This window comes from Acinetobacter sp. YH12099, from assembly GCF_013419195.1.
Taxonomy (GTDB): Bacteria; Pseudomonadota; Gammaproteobacteria; order Pseudomonadales; family Moraxellaceae; genus Acinetobacter; species Acinetobacter towneri.
The window spans coordinates 34,330-53,409 of sequence record NZ_VPAP01000005.1; the positions used below are offsets into that span (position 1 = coordinate 34,330).

Here is a 19,080-nt window from a genome sequence, read left to right on the forward strand (position 1 = left end):
ATGATCGGTGTGCATAAATGTTGATCATTGCATGAAGATGTGAGGCTGAAGCCTCACATCATTTTCAACTTATTCCGCACCATCTGGAACAAATACATAACCGACACCCCAAACCGTTTGAATATAACGTGCACGGGCAGGGTTTTCTTCAATTAAACGACGTAAACGTGAAACCTGAACATCAATCGAACGCTCCATCGCACCCCATTCACGACCACGCGCCAAATTCATTAACTTGTCACGGGTTAAAGGCTCACGAGGATGTTGTACCAACGCTTTGAGTACTGCAAATTCACCTGTAGTTAGGGTCACGACCTGACCTTCACGTGTCAAAGTACGGGTCGATAAATCTAGTGACCATGGGCCAAAACCAACCACTTCCATTTGCTGACTTGGTGCACCTGGTACCTCGCGCACTTGACGACGCAATACAGCACGAATACGCGCTAACAGCTCATTTGGATTAAACGGTTTTGGTAAATAATCATCTGCACCTGCTTCAAGTCCTGCAATACGGTCAGAGTCACTGCCGCGAGCCGTCAGCATAATAATTGGCGTGTCGATGTTAGATTGACGTAAACGACGGCAAATACTTAAACCATCTTCAACAGGCAGCATAAAATCAAGCACGATTAAAGAGAACAGTTCACGCTGTAACAAACGATCCATTTGTGTTGCATCGTGGGCAGTTTTAACCACAAAGCCCTTATCTTCCAAGAAGCGTTGTAACAGGGTACGTAAACGCACATCATCATCCACAACGAGAATGCGTTCAACGCGGTCAGTTTCGCTGTGTACGGTATCTGTTTTTTCAGCAGGTACAACTAAACTCATGATGTGCTCCTTTATTCTTTATTGTCATCGTAAACAAAAAGTTGAGTTGGCTTTGAGTATACGATTCATTGGTATCTTTTGCATATGCTCTAAAGCAACAAATATTGCAGATAAAATCAAGACATAGATACCAAATATATACAGCATTCCCCTGTTAAAAACTGACATATTTGCCCGTTTAAGTCTAACATCAGCCTGAATTTTATTTAGATTTATAAAATTTTGCCGAATTGGCAAAAATCGCCAAAACACCACCATTTATAAAATTCATAAAACAATTGTGGATTTTATAGTCTTGGTCTTTATAATCATGGCTTTTAGTACTTATCCTTGTAGGATCACACACGATGACTGACTTAGTTCAGCAGTTAGCAAAAGAACTTGCCGTACGACCAAATCAAGTAGAAGCTGCCATCAAACTGATTGATGAAGGTGCTAGCGTTCCATTTATTGCACGTTACCGTAAAGAAGTGACGCAAGGTTTAGATGACACGCAGCTACGTCAGCTCGATACACGTTTATCGTATTTACGTGATTTATATGAGCGTCGCGAAAAAGTAATAGAATCACTCAAAGAACAAGATAAATTATCTGATGATTTATTGGCACGGGTTAACGCTGCTGAAACCAAAAATGCTTTAGAAGAAATTTACGCGCCTTACCGTCCAAAACGCACCAGTAAATCGTTTAAAGCTAAAGAAGCAGGTTTAGGCCCAATTGCAGCGCAAATTTTTGCAGAACAGGTTGAGCCAAGCGAAGCTTTAGCAGGCTTTAGTCATGCAGACTATCCTGATGCAGACAGTCAGCTAGATGCGGTACAACACATTCTGATTGATGAATGGGCACAAAATATTGCCTTAACCACAGAATTAAAAGAAATTTTTGCCAAAACAGCGGTATTAAAAAGCTTGGTTGCTTCTGAAGAGAAAAAAGAAGTGGGCAAAAAATTCCGTGATTACTTCGATTTTTCAGAAAACCTCAACAAAGTGCCTTCACATCGCCTATTGGCGATGTTGCGTGGTCGCCAAGAAAACGTCTTGGGTTTAAAAGTTGATGGTGAAGACAGTGCGCCTTTGGCACGTATTGAAACTGAATACAATTTAGATCAGATTCAGCCGCAAGCACGTCAGGACTTTTTAAAGCAAACGGCAAAATTGTTCTGGTTGGGCAAAGTGCGTCCACAAATCGAACATTCATTATTGACTGAAAAGCGTTTGGCTGCCGAAGCTGAAGCGATGGATGTCTTTGCAGAAAACTTGCGTCATTTATTGCTCTCTGCACCTGCAGGCGCACGTTGTACGCTGGGTGTAGACCCTGGTATCCGTACAGGTGTCAAACTGGCTGTGGTGAACCAATCTGGTGATGTAGTTGCACATAGCACGGTGTATCCATTTGCACCTAAAGAAGACAAAGCAGGCGCGATTGAAGAGATAGCACGTTTATGCCGTGAGCACCATGTTGATTTAATTGCGATTGGTAACGGGACTGCAAGCCGTGAAACTGAAGCGGTGGTGGCAGAAATGATGGCTGCACACAGCGACTTAAAATTGACGCGTGTATCTGTATCTGAAGCAGGTGCATCGGTATATTCAGCTTCAGAGTTGGCATCGCAAGAATTGCCTGAACTGGATGTGTCGATTCGTGGTGCAGTGTCTATTGCCCGCCGTTTACAAGACCCATTGGCAGAATTGGTAAAAATTGATCCAAAATCAATTGGTGTGGGTCAGTATCAACATGATGTGAATCAGGCAGGTTTGGCAAAAACCTTAGAAGCCGTGGTCGAAGACTGTGTGAACTCGGTGGGTGTTGATGTCAATACGGCATCTTCAGCAATTTTGGGTTATATCGCAGGTCTGAATAAATCAATTGCACAGCAAATTGTAGATTACCGTAAAGAACATGGTCGTTTTGATAACCGCCAAGCCTTGAAAAACGTACCACGCTTAGGCGAGCGTACTTTTGAACAAGCCGCAGGTTTCTTGCGTATTCAAGCAGGTTCTGAGCCTTTAGATGCCTCAGCTGTTCACCCTGAATCTTATGGTTTGGTAGAAAAAATTGTGGCTGCTAAAGCGACTACGGTTAAAGATATTATTGGTAATACTGAAATTATCCGTTCGGTGAATGCTGAAGAATTTGTGGATGAGCAAGTCGGCTTACCAACTATTCAGGATGTTTTGTCTGAATTGGAAAAACCAGGTCGTGACCCACGTCCTGAATTCCGTACGGCTAAATTCCGTGAAGATATTACTGAAGTGGCGCAGTTGACTGAAGGCATGCAGCTTGAAGGTGTTGTAACCAACGTGACCAACTTTGGTGCTTTCGTGGATGTGGGCGTACATCAGGATGGTTTGGTGCATATTTCTGAGTTGGCCAATGAATTTGTGGCTGATCCGCATAAAGTGGTGAAACCAGGTCAAATTGTTCAAGTGCGTGTGTTGCAGGTTGATGTAGAGCGTAACCGTGTGAATTTATCGATGCGTCCTGAAGGTTCGGCTGCACCTGCAAAAGCAGCGCGTGCACCACGTCGTGATCAAGAACAGCGTACAGAGCGTAAGCCACAAGCGAAACGTCCACAGCAGTCACGTCCTCAGACTGAGCGTCCACAAGCGAAAAAACCACAAGCCGCTAAACCACAAGAAAATAAAATTGGTGGTTTAGGTGCATTGTTGTTACAAGCAGGGATTAAAGGTTCGAAATAGTCTTTGAATTTTTAAGTTATATTAAAGCCTCCTGTTAAGGGGGCTTTTTAATATTTATGGTAGTTTCATGAAAAAATATAAAAAAATACCTTTTGGTTTTACCGGAGACTCTCAATTCTTTATTAATAAAGCAATTGTAGTATCAAGAGGGGTTTATACATTTGCTGAATATTTAGGTGCCTTGATTATTACAGGAGTAGCAACAACAATAAAATCACCAAGTTATTATTCATGGGATTTTTCAAATCATAGCATTATTGAATTATTTTGCAGTCCTTATTTTTGGGGAGCAATTGGTATTGGTTTAGTATGGTTTGGTCGTTCTAATAAGTCGCAAGATTTTGAGAATTTAAGTATTAGTAATGAAAACATAAAGTCATCTTTTGAAAAATTGCGAAATGATTACGATATGAAAGGTAGTGAAGCTAAAAGGATATTAGAAACCGAACAAAAGAAGGTAAGGAAGTTAACAGAAGATTTAACGAAGGCTAAACAAGAACATTCTAAACTCTACAGCAATTTTCTACAAAATTGGCTTAAAGCAACTATGATTGCTATGAAAATAGATAATAGTAAATTTAGGGTCACTATTTTTGTTTATTCTAACGGAAGTTTTTTTTATTTGAGTCGTTATTCTGCAAATCCCTTATTTGATGATATGCATTCTATTTCTTTTGAAAAAAATAAAGGGGTAATTAGTCAGGCTTGGGAGCATGGAGAGTGTATAGATATAGTTGCTTGTCCGATTTATGATCAAACTCCCGATAAATACTTACAATATATGGAAGATAAATATGGTTTTGATGAGGAAAAAGCGCGAAGATTGACAATGAAGTCATGTCAATATGTAGCTTTTGCTATTAAAGATCAGATTCAACCCTTAGGTGTTATTGTTTTTGAAGCCATAGATAGTAAAAGACCTATTACCACTCAAAAGGTTGGTGTAATTAGGGATTATTGTGCTAAACACCAGGTTCATTTGACCTCATATGTTAAGGAAGGTATTAGATGCGATACTATAGGGATGATGAAGGCTAAAGGTGATCTTGACTCAGTCGACATTGAAGAAGAAATTTTAAAAGAAATAAATGGTGTTGGAGCTGCTCATGAATAGATTAATTGATGTGATAGCTTTCTTTTGTATATCTTATCCTTATCCTTCGGAACTATCTGATGCAAGATTAACTAAAATGGTTTACTTGGCCGATTGGTTCTATTCATTAGCATATGAAGAGCAAATTACACAAATCAATTGGTATTTTAATCACTATGGCCCTTATGTCGATGATATTTACCTATGTGCAAAAAACCATAATGATAAATTTCAAATTTCATATGAACAAACAGCATTTGGTTCTGTAAAGACTGTGATTCAATTTATTGGTACTAGAGATGAAATAATTTTGACTACGCAAGTTGAAAAAATTCTTTATTTAGTTATAGAAAAGACTAAATCTATGTATTTTAATGAATTTATTGAATATGTGTATTCTACATATCCAATTAAATCAAAAGAAAGGTATGCATTTTTGGATCTTCCCAAATTGGCGAATCAATACAAAAAAGCTAGATTCTAAAAAAACCTCCCGATCGGGAGGTTTTTTCATTTAATTCTTATGAATTAATGATCGGCACAATCCAGCTACATAAAATCAGCATAATGCCCAAATGCCCCAGCTTGCGGGTAAAACTCACCAGTGGCGTAGGCGGCTGTTCCAGCTGTTTGGCATATTCCTGCAAACTCAGCTTATTGGCAGCTTTACTGGAAAATAAAAACACCCCTAAATCAATACAGATCAGAATCGTGCCCACATCGGTAATCAATTCCATCAGCTCATAATCCTGATGATACAGCGCCATCGCCACCTGATAGCCCAGAAATAGGGCAAAGGCAAAACACCCATATTGCAGAATAAGGGAAAAGGTCCGCATAGTCTTACTTTAACTGTTCAAAATGAGGGGTTTTATAACATAAAAAGACCTGTCATTAGACAGGTCTTTAAAAGGATTATTTTACCAGTGTTCACCCGGGAACAAACGGGCATACGCTTTTTGTACCCAGTTCAGCTTTTGTGGCTGACCCACCGAAGCCGATGAACTTGGGAACAGGTTATAACCAATCGACATCAGCTTGTTGTTAATATCCGGTGCAATCGCATAAGTGATTGAAGCCAAACGACCCAAATGTGTCGCAATTTTCTTCGGACGTTTCACAATCGCATAAGCAATTAAATCTGCCGCTTGCTCAGGTGAAAGGGTGGGCACGTACTTATAAATTTTGGTTGGTGCGATCATTGGGGTACGAACCAATGGCATATACACCGAAGTAATCGCAATTTTGTGTGTATGCGCTTCTGCAGATAGACAGCGACTAAACGCATCCAATGCGGCTTTAGATGCCACATAAGCCGAGAAACGCGTTGCGTTGGCTAATACACCAATCGAGCTGATGTTGATGATGTGACCATCTTTACGGTGCATCATCTGCGGCAAAATATTGAGTACCAAACGCACAGCACCAAAATAGTTGAGCTGCATGGTACGTTCAAAGTCGTGGAAACGATCAACCGACTCATGTACTGCACGACGGATTGAGCGGCCTGCGTTGTTAATTAAAATATCAATATGATCGACAGAGGCAAGAATTTGTTGCGATACAGCATCAATAGAGTCCATATCGTTTAGATCACAAGGGAAAACTGAAGCCTTGCCACCACGTGCTTCAATTTCAGCTTTGACTTGTTCGAGCGTTTCCTGAGTACGTGCCACCAAAAGCACATGCGCACCTGCATCGGCTAGCTTATGTGCCACGGTTAAACCAATACCACTCGATGCACCTGTAATAAGGGCAACTTTACCATTTACACGCTGTTGAAAAAGTTTCTCTAATTTTGGCTTCACGCTAATATTCCTGATTTAGATTCCTGAGTTGTCATTTTTATTGAGATTGACGATTCAAATTTCAGACTGAATTTGAACTGTTTTACTTGGCTTTATGATAGCCGATTGCACAAAAAAAGCTATGGAATAAGTGGTTGAATTTAAAAATGAATTTAGAGTAATTGCTCTATTTTTGTGAGCTGTATATCTTTATTTTTACCATGAAATAAAGCTAATGCAAAGACATACAAAGAAAAATTAAAATAAAAAAGCATCCTGTTGAAATTAATCAGCAGGATGCCAGTACAAAGTTTGAACTGATGAGTTTTTATACGGCTGCTAAAGCTTGCTCTAAATCGGCAATTAAGTCATCGGCATGTTCAATCCCGATGGATAAACGCACCATATCTTCACTCACACCAGCCGCTTTGAGTTCATCTGCACTCAACTGACGGTGAGTGGTGGTTGCAGGGTGGCAAGCCAGACTCTTGGCATCGCCAATATTGACCAAGCGTGTGAATAATTGCAGTGCATCAATAAAGCGGGTTCCGCCTTCACGGCCATCTTGCACACCAAAAGACAGAATTGCAGAAGGTTTGCCTTTCACATATTTTTGTGCCAACGCATGTTGCGGGTGATCTTTCAAACCTGCGTAATTGACCCATTTCACTTTTGGATGTGCCTGTAAATATTCCGCTACTTTTTGCGCGTTTTCAGTATGGCGTTCCATACGCAGGCTTAAGGTTTCTAAACCTTGTAAAATTAGGAATACGTTATGCGGGCTAATCGCTGCACCTGTATTGCGTAGTGGTACTACACGTGCACGTGCAATAAATGCTGCAGCGCCTAAGGCTTCTACATAGTTCACACCATGGTAACTTGGGTCAGGTGTATTTAAGGCTTTAAAACGCTCAGGATATTTGCCCCAAGGGAATTTACCGCTATCGACAATAATGCCGCCAATAGACGTACCGTGACCGCCTATATATTTGGTCAGTGAGTGAATAATAATGTCTGCGCCAAAATCAAACGATTTTTGCAAGACAGGCGTGGCAACGGTGTTATCCACCACCACTGGAATGCCATATTCATGTGCAATTTTTGCAATCGCTTCAAGGTCAATAATATTGCCCAATGGGTTGCCAATTGACTCTACAAAGACCAGTTTGGTTTTATCATCAATCAGGTCGCGTAAGCTTTCAGGCTGTTGATAATCGAAGAAACGTACTTCAATGCCTTGTTTAGGCAAGGTGTGGGCAAATAAGTTGTAAGTACCGCCGTATAAAGTTGATACTGAAGCAATGTTATCGCCTGCTTCGGTAATGGTCTGAATTGCGTAGGTAATTGCAGCCATACCCGATGCTAAAGCCAATGCGCCAATCCCGCCTTCAAGTGCTGCAACACGTTGCTCCAATACTGCAGTGGTTGGGTTCATAATACGGGTGTAAATATTGCCTTGTACTTTTAAATCAAATAAATCGGCACCATGTTGCGTATTATCAAAGGCATAAGAAGTGGTTTGGTAAATAGGCACAGCCACGGCTTTGGTGGTTGGTTCTGGGCTATAGCCTGCATGAATGGCCAAAGTTTCGTCTTTATAGGTCATGTTTACTTCATCTTCGTGAGTTAAATTGGTTTGAGTCTAGCACTTTTAAATATGAAAGAAAGTGTAAAAATGCTGCAATATTTAGCTGTAAATTTGATATAGCAGGCAAAAAGTCCTGTGCTTATCCGCTGATCGCTAGAGTTGTAACAAAGCATGCAAGATGTTTGTGGTGTCTTATTTTTTCTCCGTATTCAGGTATAATACCCGATTATTTTTTCGCTCATTAGAGCAGGGGCTGCTCATCTGAGCCCCAGATTTGGTTTTCTATTGAGGAGTCCTACGTGGCCCAATATATTTATACGATGAACCGAGTGTCGAAAATGGTTCCGCCTAAGCGCGAAATCTTGAAAGACATCTCCTTATCATTTTTCCCAGGTGCGAAAATTGGTGTGCTTGGTTTAAACGGTGCAGGTAAATCGACTTTGCTCCGTATTATGGCGGGCGTAGATAAAGATTTCTCTGGTGAAGCTCGTGCACAGCCAGGCATCAAAATTGGTTATCTTGAGCAAGAACCACCACTAGACCCGAGCAAAGATGTACGCGGCAACGTGGAAGATGGTGTGCGTGAAGCTTTAGATGCTTTAGAGCGTTTAGACCAAGTTTTTGCAGAATATGCAGATCCAGATGCAGATTTCGACAAACTTGCAAAAGAGCAAGAGAAGTTAGAAGCGATTATCCAAACTTGGGATGCACACAACCTGAACAATCAGCTTGAACAAGCAGCGGCAGCATTAAATTTGCCAGCTTGGGATGCTGATGTTAACAAATTATCGGGTGGTGAGCGTCGTCGTGTGGCTTTATGCCGTTTGTTATTGTCTAAACCAGACATGCTGCTTCTAGACGAGCCGACGAACCACTTGGATGCAGAATCTGTATCTTGGTTAGAGCGTTTCTTAAAAGACTTCCCGGGTACGATTGTGGCAATTACCCACGACCGTTACTTCTTGGATAACGTTGCAGAATGGATTTTAGAACTTGACCGTGGACATGGTATTCCATATCAAGGTAACTACTCTTCATGGTTAGAGCAGAAAAATAACCGTTTAGAGCAAGAACAGAAGCAAGAAGAATCTTTTGCTAAAGCCTTGAAAAAAGAATTGGAATGGGTACGTTCTAATGCGAAAGGCCAGCAAAAGAAAAACAAAGCGCGTATGGAGCGTTTTGAAGAGCTTAACTCGCGTGAATTCCAACAGCGTAACGAAACTTCTGAAATTTATATTCCACCTGGCCCACGTTTAGGGAACAAAGTGGTGGAAGTGGAAAACATCAGCAAGTCATTTGGTGATCGCTTACTTTACGAAAACCTTTCCTTTACTGTGCCGCCTGCAGCGATTGTGGGGATTGTCGGTCCAAACGGTGCGGGTAAAACGACTTTATTCCGTATGATGACTGGCGAGCAGCAACCTGATACGGGCAGCGTGACTTTAGGTGACTCGGTAAAAGTGGCTTATGTCGGTCAGATTCGTGACACTCTAGATGATGACAAAACTGTTTGGGAAGAAGTTTCTGGCGGTTTAGACATTTTGAAAGTGGGCGATTATGAAATTGCATCGCGTGCTTATATTGGTCGCTTTAACTTTAAAGGTCAGGATCAGCAAAAACGCGTTGGTGAATTGTCGGGTGGTGAGCGTAACCGTTTACAACTGGCAAAAATTCTACAGCAGGGCGCAAACGTGATCTTGCTGGATGAGCCATCAAACGACTTGGATATTGAAACTTTACGTGCACTGGAAGATGCAATTTTAGTCTTCCCAGGTACAGTGATGGTGGTATCGCACGACCGTTGGTTCCTAGACCGTATTGCAACGCACATCTTGTCATTCGAAGATGAGCAACCAGAATTCTTTACAGGTAACTATACTGAGTTTGAAGAATATCGCCGTAAGAAATATGGTGATGATCTGGCAACCAAACGTAGCAAATACCGTAAAATTGGCGCTTAAGTCTAAAAACTTGAGTTCTCATTAAAAAAACCAGCCGAGAAGGCTGGTTTTTTTATATTTGCTCGATGATGTGGTCCTGTGATCAACCTAGCAACATTTTTCTTAATCTAGATGTAGACCAGTGAGGTTTAAACTTCCCACTCATGTGCACATTCACGGCACTTCCATTTTTTTTGTGACTGCATAAAGGCTTGCATAGAAATTTTGAAATCAGGCAAATCACGATAAAACAAGAAACCTGCAATTACACACAGCACAAATACCGCCACAGTAATGCTTTGTAAGGTTGTGCCTGCACCATCACCAAAAATCCACATGGCGATACTGATCAAGACAAGAAGTAATAAGACAAATACCGCTGGAATAAGCATCACCAAGCTTTTTGGCACCACAGGACGCGGTGTTGTTTGACCTGCCTGCGCAACAGGCATGATTTTTGGGCTTTGACATTTAGGGCATCGGTATTGCATTACAACTCCAAAATTCTAATCTGATCGTTATTCTAACCAAATGTACGGCAAATCAAAAACAGTCTGTCAGAAAACAGGGCAATAAAAAAGCCCAAGTCATTGCTTGAGCTTTATTATAAGATGAAGATAAGTGAATTTATATTCATCTTGAATATGGCGTCCCTACGGGGATTCGAACCCCGGTTACCGCCGTGAAAGGGCGATGTCCTAGGCCTCTAGACGATAGGGACTTGATGAGGCAACACAGGTAAAGCCTTATTTAAACTTGGTGGAGTCAAGCGGGATCGAACCGCTGACCTCTACAATGCCATTGTAGCGCTCTACCAACTGAGCTATGACCCCAGTCTGTGTGAGCGCAATATTAGGGCTATTGCGCGCACACGTCAACAAAAAAATGAATTAAGCTGGATCAATTGCATCATTTTTCGGCAATTTGATGCTTTCATTCAGTTTTTCCCAGACTTTAACTTCTTTTTTGCTTGGTCCGCCAACCACTTCTAAGGCATGACGCAAACGCGCAAAGGTCAGGTCAGGACCAATGGTGACCATGGTTTGCATCACAGGTGTAGATGCGGTTGAACCTGCAATTGCAATAAAGAACGCAGGCATGAAATCACGCAATTTGATTTCCATTTGGTTGGCTAAATCCATTAGGGTTTGGCTCACCGTGTCGTTGTTCCAAGTAAATAGACTTTCTAAACGCCAAATTGCAAATTGTAGGCTTTGACGCACTTGTTCTTCAGACAGTTTTTTACTTTCAAACTGTTCCTTGCTCAAGCTTGGGAAATGGTTGAAGTAATGTGCAGACCAATTGACCGCTTCTGAGAGTAAATTAATACGCGGTTGAATCGCGGCAGCAATCTCTTCCAATTTGGCACGATCTGCTTTCCAAGCCAATAAGGTATCTAACAGCTCAGCAGGTGAAAGCGCTTTAATCCATTGACCATTCAGCCAATTGAGTTTTTCCACATCAAAGATAGGGCCGCCTAGTGAAACACGTTGAATATCAAAGTGTTCAATCATTTCGGCTAAGGTGAATTTTTCACTTTCATCTGGCATTGACCAACCCATGCGACCTAAATAGTTCAGCAAAGCTTCAGGTAATACGCCAATGTCTTTGTAGTAGTTGATTGAAGTTGGGTTTTTACGTTTAGATAATTTTGATTTGTCTGGGTTACGCAACAATGGCATGTGGCATAACACAGGCATATCCCAACCAAAATATTGATATAGCAATTGATGTTTGGGTGCAGATGGAATCCATTCTTCGCCACGAATTACGTGGGTGATTTGCATTAAATGGTCATCGACCACATTCGCCAAATGGTAAGTTGGTAAGCCATCTGTTTTCAGTAAAATTTGCATATCGACTTGCGCCCATGGAATTTCCACTTCACCGCGTAGCATGTCGTTAAATTTACATACGCCTTCGGTTGGCACTTTCATACGAATAACATGCGCTTCGCCTGCCGCTAAACGACGCTGTACTTCATCTGCAGACAAGTTTAAACCACGACCATCGTAGCGCGGGCTTTCACCACGTGCTTGCTGCTCTGCACGCATTTGATCCAGTTCTTCGCTAGTAGCGAAGCAATAGAAAGCATGTCCTTGTTCAACCAATTGCAAGGCATATTGCTTATAAATATCCATACGTTCAGATTGGCGATACGGTGCATGCGGGCCGCCGACATCTGGACCTTCTGCCCAATTTAAGCCTAACCAACGCAATGAATCCAAAATCATTTTTTCAGATTCTGGAGTTGAACGCAGTTGGTCAGTATCTTCAATACGAAGAATAAATTCACCACCGTGTTGTTTGGCAAAACATAAGTTAAACAAGGCGATATACGCTGTTCCCACGTGCGGGAAACCAGTAGGAGAAGGCGCGATACGAGTACGAACAGTCATAAGCAAAAATTAATTCAAAATGTAAATTGCAACCATTATAACGAAAAAGCCCAAGTACTTAATGTTAAATTCAACATTCTGTACTTGGGCGTTTCAACTGCATTTGAAAAGGGGATCAAAGGCAGTGAATTTAATGCGGAGTTATGAGTTATCTTGCGGGAATAAGGCTTGTACAAAACGGCTAAAACGCTGATTTTGCAAGGCAAAGAAATTTTGAGTTGGAGCGACATGAATGGAAGTCAGCACTTTTAAATCATTATTTGATTCAAACTTTTGCTTGTCTGCCTGTTTTTGTTGGGTAAGGGCTTTTTCAATTAAAGACCCCTTTTCCGCAGTTAAATGGGTTTTACTTTCAGTAGACTTGATCACAGCACTGTGACTGACTGTGCTTAAAGTGAGTAATGCTGCGCATATGAGTTTAGATTTCATCTTGATTCCCCCTTTCCTTTATGAATGAACTCACAATTTATAAATTGTTTTAATCACTTTAATATTTAATCACAAAAATCATAACAAAAGTAGATTTGCGTCACACTCTTAATAAGATCTTTATCATTATTTACTCACTATATACCGATTTTTCAGATGATCTTTGATTTAGAACATGTTGTAACAAACAACTGTGGAGATATCGTGAAGATTGTTACAAAAGTCACAATAAAATAGTTTTGAAGCGGGTTTGATTGCTGTGATGTCGCTTATTTTACCGTTGAGTCTAAAAACGGATCAAAGTTTTATTCACTTTTCATATATCTAATCCATAAAAAGGTATAAATTTGGAATAAACGCCGCATCTTGAATTAAATTGATTAAAAACAATTAATTAAAGCTAAATTATTTGAATTTAATCATTTTTTGCATGTTTTTTACAAATTGCGCAGCGCCTGAGCATTGCATATATTGAGCGACAGATTAAAGGTGATGTGTGCTGTAATGAAAACTCAATTGAAAGCTTTATTGGCTGCTGCGCTATTGGCAACAGGTTTTGCTGCAACGACTGCTCAGGCTGCAGATCGTCAGTTTTTAAATGTATCGTATGATGCGACCCGCGAATTTTATGATGAATTTAACAAGTCGTTTGGTCAGTACTGGAAAAAACGTACAGGTTTAGACGTCAACTTTAAACAATCACATGGTGGTTCAGGCAAGCAAGCGCGTTCTGTGGTCGATGGTTTAAAGGGCGATGTCGTAACTTTGGCATTGGCGAATGACATTGAAGAAATTGTAAAGTCAGGTCAAATCCAAGCAGGTTGGCAAAAAGAATTTCCTCATAACTCTGCGCCTTATACCTCGACCATCGTCTTTATGGTGCGTAAAGGCAATCCGAAAAACATTAAAGACTGGAATGACTTAACCAAACCAGGCGTACAAATTATTACCCCTAACCCGAAAACAGGTGGTTTGCCACGTTGGGTGTATTTATCGGCTTGGGGTTATGCAGAAAAGCAGCCGGGCGGCTCTAAGGCCAAAGCGCAAGAATTTGTGGGCAAGATGTACCACAATGTAAAAGTGATGGATTCGGCAGCACGTGCGTCGATGACTACATTTGCTGAACGTGGCATTGGTGATGTGTTGTTGACTTGGGAAAATGAAGCCCTTGTAACTTTAAAAACCTTAGGCAAAGACAAGTTTGATATTGTTTATCCATCTATTTCTATTTTGACTGAACCTTCGGTGGCAATCGTAGACCGCACAGTAGAAAAAAATGGCAATAAATGGTTAGCGACAGGCTATATCAACTATTTATATTCACCTTTAGGTCAGGAAATGGCGGCTAAGCATTTCTACCGTCCACGTAATGAAAAAGTCCTTGCAAAATATGCAGCACAATTCCCGAAATTAAAAACCTTCACGATTGATGAAGTGTTCGGTGGCTGGGAAAATGCACAAAAAACACATTTTGTGAATGGTGCGATTTTCGACCAAATTTATAATACTAAGCGTTAAACAGATATCCATTTTCGGCTAATCTTTTATTGGATTGGCACACAAAAAAATCTCTACGGAGATTTTTTTGTGCTTTAAAAAAGTCAAAAACGGTTTTCCCTATGGAAAGTAATATTTATCTACAAAAAGACGTTTGGAGCTTTGCCAAAACAAGGTAATAATGTGCAGTTACATTTTAGCTGTATTGATTGAACCTTATGTCGCATATTTCTGTATTACTTCATGAAACTGTTGATGCCGTGTTGGCAGATCGCAATACAGGAATTTATGTCGATGCCACCTTTGGACGAGGTGGACACACGCGTTTGTTGTTATCCAAATTGGATGCGCAGGCACGAGTCTATGCCTTTGATAAAGATCCACAAGCTTTGGCCGTGGCAGCAGAATTGGCGCAGCAAGATTCGCGCTTTCAGATTATTCATGCCAGTTTTGCCGATATGCAGCAAGCGTTGAATGATTTGGGCGTCACTCAGGTCGATGGTGTGATGGCCGATTTAGGCGTGTCGTCACCACAGCTAGATCAGGCAGAACGCGGTTTTAGCTTTATGAAAGATGGCCCGCTTGATATGCGTATGGACAACTCACAAGGCCCGACTGCGGCAGAATGGCTGGTGGATATTGAAGAAGAAGCCTTAGCCAATGTGATTTTTCAATATGGTGAAGAGCGTTATAGCCGCCGTATTGCCAAAGCCATTAAACAGGCGGGTTATATTGAAACTACCGCACAATTGGCTGAAATTGTAAAAGTTGCCCATCCGAAGTGGGAAAAAAACAAACACGCTGCAACACGTACTTTTCAGGCAATTCGTATTGCGATTAATAAAGAATTAGAAGATATTGAAAACTTCTTGCCGCAAGCCGTTGAGGTGTTAAAACCCGAAGGTCGTTTGGCGGTAATTAGCTTCCATTCTTTGGAAGATCGTTTAATTAAACAGTTTATTCAAAAAGAATCGAGCCTGCCTGAAGATTCGGGTTGGGGCTTGCCACAACAGCAACAAGATACACGTCGATTGAAAAAAATATCACGTGTGCGTGCCAGTGATGAAGAAGTCAAAGCCAATCCACGCTCACGCAGCGCATGGCTACGTGTTGCAGAACGATTAGCTTGAAAAGGCCAATAATGAAAACTGAAACCGTTGAAAAAAATCAATCTCAAGTGCGACTGAAAAAAATGGTCGCCTATTTTATTTTATTGGCGCTGGTATTTATCAGCGCGATTATGGTGGTGTTTCAAGTGTTTGAATATCGCCATGATTATCGTGAGCTGAGTTCTTATATGCGCGAGCGAGATGACTTAAATGCCGAATGGGGGCGTTTGTTAATTGAACAGCAGACCTTTGGTGCAACTGCACAAATTGGCACCCGTGCGGTGACGCAACTGCGTATGTATTCACCGCCCGCACCGCAAACTGTGGTGATTTCTTTGCCTACAACCTCAGAACAACAATAAGGCGAGTTGCACATGGTCGATACGCGTAAAAAGCAAACCCGAAAGAAACAGCAATCGGTAACTGGAAAAAATGCCATTCATGTAGAAATGTGGCGTTTTTACTTAATGTGGGCTGTGGTACTGCTGGTGTTCGTGGCACTGGTGGGACGGGCATTCTATGTGCAAATTATCAACCATGATTTTTTACAAAACAAAGCCAATGCCAATATTTTAAGAACTGAAAAACTAAAAGCCATGCGTGGGGTGATTTATGATCGCAATGGCGTGCCTTTGGCAATTAGTACCCCAATTATGAAAGTGGTGATTGATCCACGTGATTATTTTGACAATAAAAAGCTGTTTGATGAAATTACCGCAGAGCTGGAAAAAAATCCGACCAGTCGTAAATTGCAGCGTCAATTGCCAGATAAAAACTTGAATTTAGATGAACTTGCCGATGCAGTTGGGATGGATCGCCAAGAACTGAAAAATAAAATGAACGAGCGTCCGCGTTCACGTTATTTGGTTTTACAAAAAGAAGTGCCGCCGCAACAGGCAGAGCTGATTCTAAAACGTAATTTCCAAGGGGTATATACCGAGAAAAACTATAAGCGTTATTACCCGCAGCCACAGCCGAATGCACAAATTATTGGTTTGACCAATAGTGAAGGCACAGGCATTGAAGGCTTGGAAATGCAGCTAAATACCCGCTTGGCAGGCGTGGATGGCGAACAGCAAATCGTGCGCGATAAAAAGGGTAACCGTGTCAAAGACCCAGAAGTGGTGAGAGAGGTTGAACCGGGCGAAAATATTACCCTGAGTATCGACTCACGTTTGCAATACATTATGTATCGTGAATTGACTGCAGCAGGGGTGGCAAATAATGCCCGTTCAGCCACAGCAATTGCGGTAGATGTGAAAACGGGTGAAATTTTGGCGATGACCAGTTGGCCGTCGTATAACCCGAATGACAAAAAAAGTTTGTCCAATAAAGATGCCATGCGTAACCGTGGTGCGGTGGATTCTTTTGAACCGGGTTCGACCATGAAGCCTATGACGGTGGCAATGGCACTGGAAAGTGGCAAATATTCACCGAATACCGTGGTCAATTTAAGTGGTGGTTCAATGCGGGTGGGTAATCACACCATTCGTGATACTCACAATTATGGCTCACTGACTTTGGCGGGAATTATCCAAAAATCGTCAAACGTGGGTGTGGCGAAAATTGCTTTATCTTTACCGTATGCAACCTTACCGACTTTTTATAAGCGTTTAGGGTTTGGTGCGCGTTCTGCAGTGAAATTTCCGGGTGAAAGTGCAGGTTTAATTTTGCCGCCAAGCAAGTGGAATGTGTCGGAAGTGGCGACCATGTCTTATGGTTATGGTTTGAACGCCACTGTGCTGCAATTGGCAGATGCCTATGCCATGCTTGCCAATAAAGGCGTAAAAATGCCGCTGAGTTTATACAAATTAGAAGAACAGCCTAAAGGCGAACAAATTGTTGATGCTAAAATTGCCGATCAAGTTCTACTGATGATGGAAGCCGTAACGTTACCTGGTGGTACGGCACGTCAAGCCAATATTCCAGGCTATCGGGTTGCAGGTAAAACGGGAACAGCGCATAAACTTCGTGCAGACCGCAAAGGCTATTCACAGACTGAATATCGTGCCTTGTTTGCTGGGGTTGCGCCAGTCAGTGATCCGCGTTTAGCCATGGTTGTCGTGGTGGAAAATCCAACAGGACAGTATTATGGTGGTTTGGTGGCAGCGCCTGTATTTGCTCGTGTGATGCAAGAATCTTTACGTTTAATGAACGTACCTTTAGATAAACCTTTAGAAACTCCCAACATCCAATAACAGGTGACGCATGTCTATCAGCTTTCAAAATATTTATCGCAGTTCCCGCGTTGCAGATTGGATGATACAAGACTTTCAGGGCTTTCAACTTGACAGCCGCCATGTGACAGCAGGGCAAATTTTTATTGCCCTGACCAGTTTGTCGCAGCCTGAAAAAACCGCACAATTTGCACAAGCAGCTTTAGATCAAGGTGCTTTGGCGGTGATTTCGGAAACTGAACTGGCAGTTGCCAATAATTTGGTGGTGCCAGATGTGCGTCAGCGCATGGGACAGTGGCAAAAACAATATTTACAAGCACGACAGCCTGTACCTTTAGCGCGTATGCTTGCAGTCACGGGCACCAATGGTAAAACCACGATTTCCCGCTTAATTGCTGAGTTGTTAATGTTACAAGCCCAACGCTGTGCGGTAATGGGCACCACAGGCAACGGAATTTTGCCTAATTTGGAAGCTTCAACACATACCACTTTAGATGCCTTGCAACTGCAAAATGCTTTATACAGCTATGCACAACAGGGGGCAAAATTTGCCGCAATTGAAGCCAGTTCACATGGTTTGGAGCAAGGGCGCTTAAATGGCTGCGATATTGAAATTGCGGTATATAGCAACCTGAGCCGTGATCATTTGGATTATCACGGTACTTTAGAGGCGTATGCTGCAGCCAAAGCCATGCTGTTTCAGTTTGCCAGTTTAAAAGTTGCAATTGTCAATTTAGATGATGAATATGCTGGGATCATGTTGCAAGCGGCGCAACAGAACCCTGCGCAACCGAAAATTTTGACTTATTCCACGCAGCAAGCGGCAGACTATCAAGTACAGCAGATTGAATACAGTCTGAATGGTGTACGTTTCCATCTACAAACTGCTACGGCAGAATATGTGGTGCAAAGTCCGTTGCTCGGACATTTTAATGTTGAAAACTTGGTCGCGAGTTTAATCGCAGCAGAGCAAGCAGGTTTTGCATTACAGGATTTAATACACACGACTACACAACTCAAAGGCGCACCGGGGCGTATGCAAGTGTTGCGTGATGCAGAGCGTTTATTTGTGGTGGATTATGCACACACGCCAGATGCCCTAATTCAAGTGTTGCAAACCTTAAAACGCCATGTTAGCGCACAGCTTTGGGCGGTGTTTGGCTGCGGTGGAGATCGGGATCGTGGTAAACGCCCACTGATGACCCAAGCGGCATTGGACTATGCCAATGTTGTGCTTTTGACTTCTGATAACCCGCGTACAGAAGATCCTTTGCAAATTTTTGCCGATATGCAGACAGGTGTCGATTTGTCGGTGGCACAGAGCCATGAAATTCATGATCGTCGTGAAGCGATTAAATATGCAGTCAAACATGCACAGTCAGGCGATATTGTCTTGATTGCAGGCAAAGGTCATGAAAACTATCAAGAAATAGATGGGGTAAGACACTGGTTTGACGATGTGGTTGAAGTGCAATCTGCGATAGATGCACAGCATTGTTCACCTTCTGCTTATCCTGCCCAATAAGGA

16 protein-coding genes and 2 tRNA genes are annotated in these 19,080 nt (G+C 41.9%); 9 read left to right on the plus strand and 9 right to left on the minus strand.

The annotated features are described in order from the left end of the window. Positions 1 to 69: 69 nt before the first annotated feature. Complete coding sequence (gene ompR / locus FTU39_RS04690) at positions 70 to 834, minus strand: two-component system response regulator OmpR (RefSeq protein ID WP_004974415.1); 765 nt, start codon at positions 832 to 834, stop codon at positions 70 to 72. Between the two features lie 347 nt (positions 835 to 1,181). On the opposite strand from ompR, the gene FTU39_RS04695 reads away from it, so the two are divergent. The 3 genes from FTU39_RS04695 (at position 1,182) to FTU39_RS04705 (ending at position 5,110) form a co-directional block, all read left to right on the plus strand. Beyond that, positions 1,182 to 3,533, plus strand: a complete 2,352-nt coding sequence (locus FTU39_RS04695) for a Tex family protein (protein WP_180051789.1) — start codon at positions 1,182 to 1,184, stop codon at positions 3,531 to 3,533. A 67-nt stretch (positions 3,534 to 3,600) separates the two neighbouring features. Next, positions 3,601 to 4,647 carry a hypothetical protein gene (locus FTU39_RS04700; protein WP_180051790.1) on the plus strand — a complete coding sequence of 349 codons (1,047 nt, stop codon included), beginning with the start codon at positions 3,601 to 3,603 and terminating at the stop codon, positions 4,645 to 4,647. Continuing rightward, positions 4,640 to 5,110 carry a Panacea domain-containing protein gene (locus FTU39_RS04705; protein WP_180051791.1) on the plus strand — a complete coding sequence of 157 codons (471 nt, stop codon included), beginning with the start codon at positions 4,640 to 4,642 and terminating at the stop codon, positions 5,108 to 5,110. Before FTU39_RS04700 ends, FTU39_RS04705 begins: the two co-directional genes overlap by 8 nt. Before the next feature lie 37 nt (positions 5,111 to 5,147). On the opposite strand, the gene FTU39_RS04710 is transcribed toward FTU39_RS04705, so the two are convergent. From FTU39_RS04710 to FTU39_RS04720, 3 genes are all read right to left on the minus strand, one after another. Next, on the minus strand, positions 5,148 to 5,465 hold the full coding sequence (locus FTU39_RS04710) for a hypothetical protein (protein ID WP_180051792.1): 318 nt from the start codon (positions 5,463 to 5,465) through the stop codon (positions 5,148 to 5,150). Between the two features lie 81 nt (positions 5,466 to 5,546). Beyond that, positions 5,547 to 6,434, minus strand: coding sequence for an SDR family NAD(P)-dependent oxidoreductase (locus FTU39_RS04715; protein ID WP_180051793.1), 888 nt, complete (start codon positions 6,432 to 6,434; stop codon positions 5,547 to 5,549). 307 nt (positions 6,435 to 6,741) lie between these two features. Then, entirely contained in the window at positions 6,742 to 8,019 is a 1,278-nt protein-coding gene (locus tag FTU39_RS04720) for an O-acetylhomoserine aminocarboxypropyltransferase/cysteine synthase family protein (RefSeq protein ID WP_004974425.1), read from the minus strand. Positions 8,020 to 8,300: 281 nt separating this feature from the next. On the opposite strand from FTU39_RS04720, the gene ettA reads away from it, so the two are divergent. After that, positions 8,301 to 9,962 (plus strand): energy-dependent translational throttle protein EttA, encoded by a 1,662-nt coding sequence (gene ettA / locus FTU39_RS04725; protein ID WP_004974427.1) that lies wholly within the window; start codon positions 8,301 to 8,303, stop codon positions 9,960 to 9,962. Between the two features lie 128 nt (positions 9,963 to 10,090). On the opposite strand, the gene FTU39_RS04730 is transcribed toward ettA, so the two are convergent. The 5 genes from FTU39_RS04730 to FTU39_RS04750 all read right to left on the minus strand — a co-directional run bounded on the left by FTU39_RS04730 (position 10,091) and on the right by FTU39_RS04750 (position 12,769). Next, a complete protein-coding gene (locus tag FTU39_RS04730; RefSeq protein WP_004974430.1) occupies positions 10,091 to 10,432 on the minus strand; it encodes a hypothetical protein in 342 nt (113 codons plus the stop codon). 154 nt (positions 10,433 to 10,586) lie between these two features. Then, positions 10,587 to 10,662 (minus strand) — tRNA-Glu (locus FTU39_RS04735). Between the two features lie 36 nt (positions 10,663 to 10,698). Further along, positions 10,699 to 10,774: transfer RNA gene (locus FTU39_RS04740), tRNA-Ala, on the minus strand. Between the two features lie 57 nt (positions 10,775 to 10,831). Next, positions 10,832 to 12,340: a glutamate--tRNA ligase gene (gene gltX / locus FTU39_RS04745; RefSeq protein ID WP_154320243.1), complete on the minus strand. Its 1,509-nt coding sequence runs from the start codon at positions 12,338 to 12,340 to the stop codon at positions 10,832 to 10,834. A 141-nt stretch (positions 12,341 to 12,481) separates the two neighbouring features. After that, a complete protein-coding gene (locus FTU39_RS04750) occupies positions 12,482 to 12,769 on the minus strand; it encodes a hypothetical protein (RefSeq protein ID WP_019838212.1) in 288 nt (95 codons plus the stop codon). Positions 12,770 to 13,273: 504 nt separating this feature from the next. On the opposite strand from FTU39_RS04750, the gene FTU39_RS04755 reads away from it, so the two are divergent. The 5 genes from FTU39_RS04755 to FTU39_RS04775 all read left to right on the plus strand — a co-directional run bounded on the left by FTU39_RS04755 (position 13,274) and on the right by FTU39_RS04775 (position 19,077). Then, positions 13,274 to 14,287, plus strand: coding sequence for a sulfate ABC transporter substrate-binding protein (locus FTU39_RS04755; RefSeq protein ID WP_096901291.1), 1,014 nt, complete (start codon positions 13,274 to 13,276; stop codon positions 14,285 to 14,287). 197 nt (positions 14,288 to 14,484) lie between these two features. Then, on the plus strand, positions 14,485 to 15,396 hold the full coding sequence (gene rsmH / locus FTU39_RS04760; RefSeq protein ID WP_004974437.1) for a 16S rRNA (cytosine(1402)-N(4))-methyltransferase RsmH: 912 nt from the start codon (positions 14,485 to 14,487) through the stop codon (positions 15,394 to 15,396). A gap of 11 nt (positions 15,397 to 15,407) precedes the next feature. Further along, on the plus strand, positions 15,408 to 15,737 hold the full coding sequence (gene ftsL / locus FTU39_RS04765) for a cell division protein FtsL (protein ID WP_104852659.1): 330 nt from the start codon (positions 15,408 to 15,410) through the stop codon (positions 15,735 to 15,737). A 12-nt stretch (positions 15,738 to 15,749) separates the two neighbouring features. Continuing rightward, entirely contained in the window at positions 15,750 to 17,573 is a 1,824-nt protein-coding gene (ftsI, locus tag FTU39_RS04770; RefSeq protein WP_180051794.1) for a penicillin-binding protein PBP3, read from the plus strand. Positions 17,574 to 17,583: 10 nt separating this feature from the next. Further along, the gene (locus FTU39_RS04775) at positions 17,584 to 19,077 is read left to right on the plus strand and encodes a UDP-N-acetylmuramoyl-L-alanyl-D-glutamate--2,6-diaminopimelate ligase (RefSeq protein ID WP_180051795.1); all 1,494 of its coding nucleotides are present in this window, start codon (positions 17,584 to 17,586) and stop codon (positions 19,075 to 19,077) included. Positions 19,078 to 19,080 lie beyond the last annotated feature (3 nt).